The sequence below is a fragment of the Dyella sp. genome (assembly GCF_036384435.1).
Lineage (GTDB): Bacteria > Pseudomonadota > Gammaproteobacteria > Xanthomonadales > Rhodanobacteraceae > GSA-30.
In genome coordinates, this window is the sequence record NZ_DASVMI010000169.1 from 37,260 (window position 1) to 46,569 (window position 9,310).

The following is a 9,310-nucleotide window of genomic DNA, read 5'->3' on the forward strand; positions in this document are numbered from 1 at the left end:
CCGCCCGCAGCCAAGTCTGGCGCGGGGACGGCCGGTATGGTTACGGCACGATCGCCATCCCCGGAGCGGGCCTGGGTCAGCTGCCCGGGCAGCCAACCGGCTGGCCAGCAGCAAACGGACCGGCGACGCCGGCAATCCGGTCCGCCAGTTGGGCCAGCAGTTGCTGGTGCCCCTGGACCAGCGCCTCGTAGCCGGCACCCACCTGGGTCGTGACCTGGGTCGTGCAGGCCAACGTCTTGTTGCCCTTGAGCGCATGCAGGCTCCAGGCTGCATCGACCAGCGCATAACTGCCCGGCGCGGAATCAAAGCGGCGCAGATCTACCTTGATACGCAACACCGGCTGGTCGCCCACCGGCAAGCCGGTCACGTCCTGGGTATGCAGTGTGCGCGAGAGGTCCGACGACAGTGCCCCGCGTACTTCATCAGCCAACGGCGCGATCCAGCGCTCGCCATCGAGCATCTGCATACCCTGGTCGCCACTGCGCACCACCAGTTGTGGCTGATCGACCTGGGCCGGGATACCCACCGGCAACAGTTCGAACTTGAAGTTGGCCGGCTGCGCCGGCACGGCCGCCTGGGTGGCTGTGGGAACATAACCACCGGCCGGAGGAACCAGGGTGTAGTAGTGCAGCGGCGCCGAGGCGCAAGCGCCTAGCGCCAGCGACATCCCGAGTACGAGGGCACGGTATCCGGGGCGGCTCATGGCTGGTTTCCTTTGGACTGCGAGGTGGGGGACGGCGCAGGTGTCGCCGGGGGCACGGGCCGGGATGGCGCAGGATCGGCCTTGCGTCCGCGAATCAGCGCCTCGGGATGACCGCCCAGATAATCGGTCAGCACACGCAGCGAACGTGCGGCTCGTTGCAGTTCCTCCAGGGTGTTGCCCAGGTTCTGTTGCAACGGCGAGTCCGAGGACAACGCATTGTTGGCCGTGCCAAGCGTCTGCCTGGCTCCCTTGAGCGTATCGTTGAAGGCAGGCAGCGTCTTGCCATTGACCTGCTTGAGCGTGCCATCGAGATCAGCCAGGGTCTGGTCCAGGTGCTTGCCAATGCTGTCGAACGGGATCTTCTGGATCTTGTCCACGATCACGCCTATCTGTTCTTGCAACTTGTCGAAGCTGCCAGGCGCCGTGGGAATCTGCAGCGGCTTGCTATCGGGATTGAATTCGGCCTTGGGCGCATTCGGGATGAAATCGAGCGCAATGTAGAGCTGGCCGGTCAGCAGATTGCCCGAACGGGCCTGCGCGCGCAGGCCATGATCGACCAGACGGCCCATCATCTGCGCCATCGTGGCATCTTCGCCGTGCGACTGCGCCAGCGCCACCAGCTTGTCGTGCACGCGGCCAAGGCGCTGCGGGTAGACCACCGCGCCAACGATCAGCGGGAAGCGCTGTGCCTTCTCGTCGTAATCGAGGTTGATGGAGACCACGCGGCCGATGTTGATGCCCTGGAATTCCACGGGCGCATCGATCGCCAACCCGCGCAGCGAGTGATCGAAGCGCATGCGGATGTAACTGGGCTCGCCATCAGGCGGCGCCATCGCGGTGGCCTGGTCGTTGAACAGTTGGAACTGCGCGTCTTCGGCTGCCGCCGTGGCGTCATGCGGACCGGCCGGGTCCTGGAATGCGACGCCACCGGCCAGCACCGTGGCGAGCGACTGTGTGTTGAGCTTCAGCCCATTGGCACCCAGTTGCACGTCCACGCCGCTAGCATTCCAGAACCGGCTGGACTTGGTCACGAAGTTGTCGTTCGGGCTGTCAACGAAGATTTGCAACGACACACCCTTGCCATCGCGATCGAGCTGATAGGACGCCACGCGGCCCACCTGGATGCGACGAAAATAGACCGGCGAGCCGATATCCAGCGACCCAAGATCGTCCGAGTGCAGGGTGAAACTCTTACCCGGGGCACCATGCGTGATCGCCGGCGGATTCTCCAGGCCAGTGAATTCGTCCTGCTTTTCCTTCGTCTCGCCGACATCCGCCCCGATGAATGCGCCAGACAGCAAGGTGTCGATACCCGATACGCCGCCCAGGCCGATGCGTGGACGCACGACCCAGAAGCGGGTGTCCTTCGTGGCAAAGCTCTCGGCGTTCTTTTCCAGGTCGATCTTGGCAATCACATGGCTGCGATCCTTGCTAAGCCGGATCGCGGTCACCTTGCCGATCACCACGTTCTTGTACTTGACCGGCGTCTTGCCGGCCTCCAGGCCGGACGCCGTCTGGAAACTCACCGAAATGGTGGGACCGGCCTTCAGTATCGCGTTGATAACCAGGGACAGCCCGACAAGCGCAGCCAGTACCGGCACCAGCCAGATGGCCGAGGCGCTCCAGCGTCGTCGTTTGCGAACAACGGGTTCCGGCAGGTCGCCCTCGCCGTGCGACTTCGTGTGGTCAGTCATCTGTTTCCCTACTATCCCAAATAAAACGAGGGTCGAAACTCATCGAGGCAAGCATCGTAAGCACCACGGTGAGACCGAAGAACACCACGCCGGGCAACGGCGCGACCAGGCTGAATACACCGAACTGGACGAGCGCGGTCAGCAACGCCACCACGAACACATCCAGCATCGACCAATAGCCGATGAATTCCACCAATCGGTACAGCTTGGCGCGCTGGCGCTGGCCCCAACCGGTACGGCGATGCGAAGTGACCAGCAATAGGCCCATCGCCAGGAATTTGAGCATCGGCACCACGATAGAAGCCGTGAAGACGATAATGGCCAAGTCCGGCGATCCCTTGACCCAAAGCTCGATGATGCCGCTCAAGATGGTGTTGTCATCCACGTCGCCCAGGCTGACCGTCCTCATGATCGGCAGGAAGTTGGCTGGGATATAGAAGATGAAGGCAGCGATCAGCAGAGCCCAGGTACGCATGTAGCTGCCGTGCTTGCGCCTGTGCAGGGGCGCTCCACAACGGGGGCAGGCCGCGTCGTGCAGATCCCCAGACTCGCGACAGACCAGGCCACAGACATGGCAGCCGATCAGGCCCAACTCGTGCGCGCGCGGCAAAGCACTCATGCAGGCGGCGCCTCGGCCAGGCTCCAGAAACGACGCATGTCCACCCCGGAGAACACCGTGATCAGCAGCATCAGGCCGCCGTAGGCAAAAATACCCGGATCCGGCGTGACATCGAAGTAGGCATGCGCCTTGACGATGGCGACCATCGCACCAAGTACGAACACCTCGTTCATTGTCCAGGGGCCAACATAGTGAAGCGCGGTCATGACGCCGACGAACCCAGGCGCGCGCTCGCCGCGCCGCGCGAAAAACAATATCCATCCGAGCGTGAGCATTTTTACCAGCGGAAAGAAGAACAAGGTGCCTGCCGCCAGCAAGGCGACCACCTGGGAATGTTCGTTCCACATCATGAGGATCATCCCCCACAACGTCGTACTGACGTGCTGGCCGTTGAGCCCGAGCGTGACAATCGGCCACATGTTGGCCTGAACGAACACCACCATGGCCGTGAGTACCAGCGCCAGGAGACCGTTGACGCCCAGGCGCTGGTGGCGCTCCAGTACGGCATCGCAACGCACGCACCTGGCCGTTTCGCCAGGCGCGAGCATACGCCTGCGGTACACCGTATCGCAGTGCTCGCAGATCAACAGATTGTGTGCTTCCTTGGCGTCAAGGGCGTGCTCGGGCGCATTCATGGCGCGAATTCTCGCAAATCTTGCTGACCGGCGGGCAAACAATCGTGCGGTTGCCGTATCCGGTCTTGATATGCTGCCGGCTGCCCTGATTTTGTTGCGCACCTTAAAGGAGTCCTCGCAGTGACCAGCGCCATCGCCCCCAGCCACGTCTTCGAGATCACCCAGGACAACTTTGAAGCCGATGTCCTGCAAGCCTCGCTGGACACGCCCATCCTGGTCGACTTCTGGGCGGAATGGTGTGGCCCGTGCAAGAACCTGGGCCCCATGCTGGAAAAGCTGACCGCCGAGTACAACGGCGCCTTCCGCCTGGGCAAGGTGGACGTGGACAAGCACCAGCAGTTGGCGGCGATGTTCGGCATTCGCTCCATTCCTACGGTGATGCTTGTGAAGGATGGGCAAATCGCCGATGGCTTTGCCGGCGCCCTGCCGGAGGGCCAGTTGCGTGAATTCCTGTCGCGCCATGTGCAGCCGCGCGAAGGTGGCCTTGTGGACGAGCCCTCCGCCGAGGTTGTCGAGGAATCGCCAGCCGAGGTGGTAAGCCGTTTGCGCGAGGAAATCGCCGCCCAGCCCGATCGCCCCGAACTGAAGCTGGATCTGGCACTCAGCCTGATGCGCGCCGGCCAAGCCGACGCCGCTGAAGCCGAACTCACTGCCCTTCCAGCCAACTTGGCTACTGACGCACGCGCCATACGCCTGCGCAGCCAGTTGGACCTGGCCCGCTCGCTCGAAGGCGCCCCGGACCTGAGCGCGCTCCGGCAGCGCGTGGACAACGACGAAAGCGATTGGGAGGCGCGCGACCTGCTCGGTGTGCGCTTGCTGTTGGAAGATGACGCAGCGGCCGGCCTCGACCAGTTTCTGACGATCCTGGCCAAGGCTCGCGACTGGCAGGATGGCCAGGCCAAGAAGCGCCTGCTCGCCGCTTTCAGCACCCTGGACGACGCGGAACTGGTAGGCCGCTATCGCCGCCGGATGGCCTCGCTGCTGTTCTAGCCTGTCGTGACCGGGGCGCAGATCTCGGAACCTGCAACCCGAGGCTTGGCTCAGCCTCAGGTGACGAGAGGCGAGACCAAAAAGGGGAGAGAGGCTCGATCTCCCCCGATATCGTTCTTGCGTCACAGCGCCAGCGCCACGGCCAATGCGGCGGTTCGGGGGACATGCCCGTCTTCCAGATGAAACATACTTGAGCGTATGGTAGCCTCCGGGCCTCTCCCGCCAACGCTCCGGACATGCGCGCCTCCACCCTCCGCCGCCTCATGAATCTATGGCCGCCCTACCTCTTCAACAGCATTCGCGTGCTCAGGCTCAGCGACGACTGGCGCGAGGCACGGGTGGTGCTGAAGCTTCGCCCGTGGAACCGCAACTATGTGCGCTCGCAGTTCGGTGGCAACCTGTTTGCCATGGCCGACCCGATGTACATGCTACTGGCCATGCATCGACTCGGTCCCGATTACTACGTTTGGGACAAGGCTGGCGAAATCGACTTCATCGCCCCGGGCCGCAGCCACGTCTATGCCGATTTCGTCATGGACGATGCCGCCATCGAACGCCTGCGGGCGGCGGCGGCCCAGGGTGACAAGGTGCTCGAATGGTTCGAGACCGAGATCCGCACCGCTGCCGGCGAACTGGTTGCCAAGGTGCGCAAGCAGATCTATGTCCGGCTCAAGCCCAGGGCACGCTGATCGTCATTCTTGCTCGAACGCGTCGATTTCGCGCAGGATCGCCTCGGCACGCTGCACACTCGGGCCGGCGAAATGATTTTCCAGCCAGGGCAGCTTGCCCCAGGCACGCAAGGCCACATAGGTCACCAGCACCAGCAGCAGCGATACCACGCCTGACAACACCAGGTGATGCCATAGACCCGGGAAACGATCCCCCAGGTCCACATTCGCCGTATCCAGGCTGCCCTGGAACAACATCATCAGCAATGGCACCCAGATAAAACTGCCGACGATCGAAAACACCGGCGCTTCCACGCGCACGCGCCAGCGCCTCAGACTCGCCAGCCGTCGCTGGATGTCCAGCACGGGTGAGGCATAGTCGATCCGCCGGACCAGCGACAACACACGCCCCCCGAAGGCCATGAGCGCCACTCCGAAGGCCTGCACCAGGACACCGCAGGTGACGGCATCCACCATGCCCCGGTGGGTGCCCCAGAACCATGCCCCCAGCAGCGCAAAGCCGATACCGAAGGCAATCTGCACGGACTGCCCCCAGACCAGCGGCCGCAAACCACGCTGCACATGATCCAGCCGCCGCTCCACCAGCAACTGCCGATGCACAGCATGCTGGCGATCCAGCTTGCGATCCAGCGCCTGCCAGGCTTGCTTCATATCGTCCAGGTCCATGTCATGCCTCCAAGTTCTGGGTAGCCACTCGATCACGCAGTTTCTGCTTGATGCGATTGATCTTGGTGGCCACGTTGGTTTCGCTGATGCCGAGGATGTCGGCAATGTCTGGATAGCTGCGGTCTTCCAGATACAGCAACATCAATGCGCGTTGGAGCGCATCGAGCTCGCCGATGAAGCGGTAAAGCGCCACCAGCCGCTCATCCGGCTCTTCGGGCACTTCACTGGCCAAACCCGCCAGGTGATGCGCCTCCAGAGGTTCGACGCGTCCGTCATCACGACGACGACGCACCTGCGAGATCGCCACATTCAAGGCGATCCTGTAAAGCCAGGTGGAGAACTTCGCCTTGCGCTCGTCATAGCTGGCGAAAGCGCGCCACAACTGCACACTGATTTCCTGTTCCAGGTCGAGGCGATCCTCGCGGGAGCCGGCATAGATGCCTGCCACCTTTACGATCAGTCCTCGATGCTCGCGCAACCGGGCCTCAAAACCTTGCGGGTCGATTCGTGATGCCATCCCCTTCCTTCGCCTGTATTCCCGTTCAAGGCATGATTCGCCGGCATGCCGTAAAAAATCACAGCACCTGATCCGGGCCGGACCTGGCATGCCCAGTCACCTACAATAGTGACCTCCCCGGACTTCACTCAGCTCTTCCCATGGCGCATCTACGCGTAAAACGCTATCTCATCACCGGCCTGCTGACCTTCATCCCACTGTGGGTCACCTGGGCCGTGTTCAAATTCGTCTTTGGCCTGCTCGCGGGCATTGGTACCCCACTGGTGTCGGCCCTGCTTGGCGCGGCCTCATCGCATGCTCCCGATGCCGCCGCGGCGTTGCATAACAGTTGGGCGGTTTCAGTCCTCGCCCTGCTGATCACGGTGCTGGCGATGTACATCCTCGGCTGGCTGGCTACCCGGGTGGTCGGCCAGCGCCTGTTGCAGGCTTTTGACGGCCTGCTCGCGCGCATTCCGCTGGTGCAGACCATCTATGGCGGCACCAAGAAACTAATGGCGGTATTGCAGCAGAAGCCCAGCGGACTGCAACGCGTGGTGCTGATCGACTTTCCACGCAGTGGCATGAAGGTCGTCGGCTTCGTCACGCGCGTCATGACCGAGCAAGGCACCGGGCGCGAAATCGCCGCAGTCTATATTCCGACCACGCCCAACCCTACGGGCGGCTACCTGGAGCTGGTCCCGGTGGACGAACTCACGCCTACCGACTGGACGATGGACCAAGCCATGGCCTTCATCATCTCCGGTGGCGCCGTGGCGCCGGATACCTTACCCGCAACACCCACCCTGCCAACGGAGCCGCGCCCGTGAAGCTTTGCCAGCTTGCCCTGCTCGCCTCGTTGGGTCTTGGCGTGACGGCACACGCCAACGACTGGACCACACCGGCCGAAGCGACGCACTTTCGCACCACGCCCGATTACGCCGGCACGCTGGCCTATCTGGATCGACTGGTTGCCGCCGCGCCCGGAAAACTCAAGCGTGTGCAGTTTGGCACCTCACCACAAGGGCGGCCATTGATAGCCATCGTCGCCAGCGGCAATGGCAGCTTTACGCCCGAAGAGGCACGCAAGGCTGGCAAGCCTGTGGTGCTTGTGCAGGCCGGCATCCATCCCGGTGAGATCGAGGGCAAGGACGCCGGCTTGATGCTGCTGCGCGATTTCGCCGTCACCGGCAAACTGCCACACCTGCTCGACCATGTCGTGCTGATCTACATTCCGGTATTCAGCGTCGACGGGCATGAACAATCGAGCCCGTACAATCGTATCAACCAGAATGGCCCGGATAGCATGGGTTTTCGTGGTCAGGCGCAATACCTGAACCTCAATCGCGACTACATCAAGGCCGATGCGCCGGAAATGCAGGCGTGGCTCGCGCTATGGAACCGATGGTTGCCTGATTTCTTTGTCGACGTGCATACGACCGATGGCGCTGACTACCAGTACGATCTGACCTGGTACACCGAGGACCCGCACAAACTCGACCCCGGCGTCGCCGCATGGCAACAACACCTGATGATCGATCAGGCACTGCCCGCTTATGAGAAACGTGGACATCTGGCATCGATCTACCTGGAGTTCACCGATGGACGCGATCCGCGCAAGGGTATTGAAAATTTCGGCTCCGGGCCTCGTTTTTCCACGGGCTACGTCGCACTGCAGAATCGCCCTGCGCTGCTGATCGAAACGCACATGCTCAAGTCCTACCAGGTACGTGTGCGCGCCACGTACGACCTGGTGGAACTGTTGCTGCAAGACATCGGACGCGATCCGGCCAGCCTGCTGGCCGTCAATCGGCATGCGGACGACGCCGTCATCGCACGTGCCGGACAAGCTCAGGCCAGCGTACCGATCACCTTCAAGCCAGACCCGCAAGCCACGCCGTTCCAGCTCAAGGGCTACGCGTTCTCGCTATCGCACAGCGATATTTCCGATAGCACCTGGATCCAGTACGACCCGCGCAAGCCACAAACCTATACGATCGACAACCGTAACGGACTGCTACCGGATATCACCATCACGCCGCCAGCCGCTTATGCCGTACCAGCTCAATGGACAGACATCATTGCAAGGCTCGATGCACACGGCATCGTTTATCGCCGCATGGATCACGCCATGACGCTGCATGCATCGGGTTATCAACTGGACCATCCGCACTGGGCCGCCAAGCCTTTCGAAGGCCATTTGATGCTCACCGGATTCGACTTGGCAAGCAGCTCTCGCGACATAGCGCTTCCGGCCGGATCGGTAATCGTGCCCATGGACCAGCGTGCCGCCAACGTCGCCATCAACTTGCTCGAACCCCAGGCACCGGATTCGCTTTTGCGTTGGGGTTACCTCAACGCCATTTTCGAGCCCAAAGAATATGGCGAGCCACGCGTACTGGAAAAGCTTGCGCGCGACATGATGGACAAAGACCCTGCACTCAAGAACGAATTCGAACGCAAACTCAAGGATGATCCTGCATTTGCCAAGGACAGTAACGCGCGCCTGAGTTTCTTCTTCCAACGCTCTCCCTGGTACAGCGTGCAAGGGGTTGGCGCCTATCCGGTATTGCGCCTGGATGCCGCCCAGGCCAGGCAAGCGCTGAATACTTCGCATTGATTACTTGGAAACCCATGAGTCAGCAAAACTCCCTGGAAATCTGGTTGATCCGCCACGGCGAAACCGCATGGAGCCTCTCGGGCCAGCATACCGGCGTGACCGATATCCCATTGACGGAACACGGCGTCGAACAAGCGCGTTCACTGGCGCCACTGCTCGCCCGCCAGCCATTCGATACGGTGTGGACCAGTCCACGCGCCC

At 62.1% G+C, this 9,310-nt stretch carries 11 protein-coding genes; 5 read left to right on the forward strand and 6 right to left on the reverse strand.

The genetic code is table 11. The annotated features are described in order from the left end of the window. Positions 1-76: 76 nt before the first annotated feature. The 4 genes from VF436_RS17750 to VF436_RS17765 are packed head-to-tail and all read right to left on the reverse strand — an operon-like array spanning position 77 to position 3,651. Positions 77-703, reverse strand: coding sequence for a PqiC family protein (locus VF436_RS17750; protein ID WP_330905372.1), 627 nt, complete (start codon positions 701-703; stop codon positions 77-79). Further along, positions 700-2,397, reverse strand: a complete 1,698-nt coding sequence (locus VF436_RS17755; protein ID WP_330905373.1) for an intermembrane transport protein PqiB — start codon at positions 2,395-2,397, stop codon at positions 700-702. Before VF436_RS17755 ends, VF436_RS17750 begins: the two co-directional genes overlap by 4 nt. Continuing rightward, positions 2,390-3,016: a paraquat-inducible protein A gene (locus VF436_RS17760; protein ID WP_330905374.1), complete on the reverse strand. Its 627-nt coding sequence runs from the start codon at positions 3,014-3,016 to the stop codon at positions 2,390-2,392. Before VF436_RS17760 ends, VF436_RS17755 begins: the two co-directional genes overlap by 8 nt. Then, complete coding sequence (locus VF436_RS17765) at positions 3,013-3,651, reverse strand: paraquat-inducible protein A (protein ID WP_330905375.1); 639 nt, start codon at positions 3,649-3,651, stop codon at positions 3,013-3,015. Before VF436_RS17765 ends, VF436_RS17760 begins: the two co-directional genes overlap by 4 nt. Before the next feature lie 120 nt (positions 3,652-3,771). On the opposite strand from VF436_RS17765, the gene trxA reads away from it, so the two are divergent. Beyond that, positions 3,772-4,641, forward strand: a complete 870-nt coding sequence (gene trxA, locus VF436_RS17770; protein WP_330905376.1) for a thioredoxin — start codon at positions 3,772-3,774, stop codon at positions 4,639-4,641. A gap of 236 nt (positions 4,642-4,877) precedes the next feature. After that, complete coding sequence (locus VF436_RS17775) at positions 4,878-5,330, forward strand: DUF4442 domain-containing protein (RefSeq protein ID WP_330905377.1); 453 nt, start codon at positions 4,878-4,880, stop codon at positions 5,328-5,330. 3 nt (positions 5,331-5,333) lie between these two features. Here the strand turns inward: VF436_RS17775 and VF436_RS17780 are convergent, their stop codons facing one another. Beyond that, complete coding sequence (locus tag VF436_RS17780) at positions 5,334-5,996, reverse strand: hypothetical protein (RefSeq protein ID WP_330905378.1); 663 nt, start codon at positions 5,994-5,996, stop codon at positions 5,334-5,336. Between the two features lies 1 nt (position 5,997). Beyond that, entirely contained in the window at positions 5,998-6,513 is a 516-nt protein-coding gene (locus VF436_RS17785; protein WP_330905379.1) for a sigma-70 family RNA polymerase sigma factor, read from the reverse strand. Positions 6,514-6,653: 140 nt separating this feature from the next. Here VF436_RS17785 and VF436_RS17790 point away from each other — a divergent pair, with 140 nt between their 5' ends. The 3 genes from VF436_RS17790 to VF436_RS17800 all read left to right on the forward strand — a co-directional run. After that, complete coding sequence (locus VF436_RS17790; RefSeq protein ID WP_330905380.1) at positions 6,654-7,319, forward strand: DUF502 domain-containing protein; 666 nt, start codon at positions 6,654-6,656, stop codon at positions 7,317-7,319. Continuing rightward, on the forward strand, positions 7,316-9,109 hold the full coding sequence (locus VF436_RS17795; RefSeq protein ID WP_330905381.1) for a M14 family metallopeptidase: 1,794 nt from the start codon (positions 7,316-7,318) through the stop codon (positions 9,107-9,109). Before VF436_RS17790 ends, VF436_RS17795 begins: the two co-directional genes overlap by 4 nt. 14 nt (positions 9,110-9,123) lie before the next feature. After that, positions 9,124-9,310, forward strand: a 187-nt coding sequence (locus VF436_RS17800; protein WP_330905382.1) for a histidine phosphatase family protein, incomplete at its 3' end; no start/stop codon positions are given.

Bases quoted from the DNA above. Each gene is read 5' to 3' on its own strand.
- VF436_RS17775 (WP_330905377.1), top strand. From the start codon at position 4,878: ATGCGCGCCTCCACCCTCCGCCGCCTCATGAATCTATGGCCGCCCTAC.
- VF436_RS17780 (WP_330905378.1), bottom strand. From the start codon at position 5,996: ATGGACCTGGACGATATGAAGCAAGCCTGGCAGGCGCTGGATCGCAAG.
- VF436_RS17750 (WP_330905372.1), bottom strand. From the start codon at position 703: ATGAGCCGCCCCGGATACCGTGCCCTCGTACTCGGGATGTCGCTGGCG.
- VF436_RS17765 (WP_330905375.1), bottom strand. From the start codon at position 3,651: ATGAATGCGCCCGAGCACGCCCTTGACGCCAAGGAAGCACACAATCTG.
- VF436_RS17785 (WP_330905379.1), bottom strand. From the start codon at position 6,513: ATGGCATCACGAATCGACCCGCAAGGTTTTGAGGCCCGGTTGCGCGAG.
- VF436_RS17755 (WP_330905373.1), bottom strand. From the start codon at position 2,397: ATGACTGACCACACGAAGTCGCACGGCGAGGGCGACCTGCCGGAACCC.
- VF436_RS17790 (WP_330905380.1), top strand. From the start codon at position 6,654: ATGGCGCATCTACGCGTAAAACGCTATCTCATCACCGGCCTGCTGACC.
- VF436_RS17760 (WP_330905374.1), bottom strand. From the start codon at position 3,016: ATGAGTGCTTTGCCGCGCGCGCACGAGTTGGGCCTGATCGGCTGCCAT.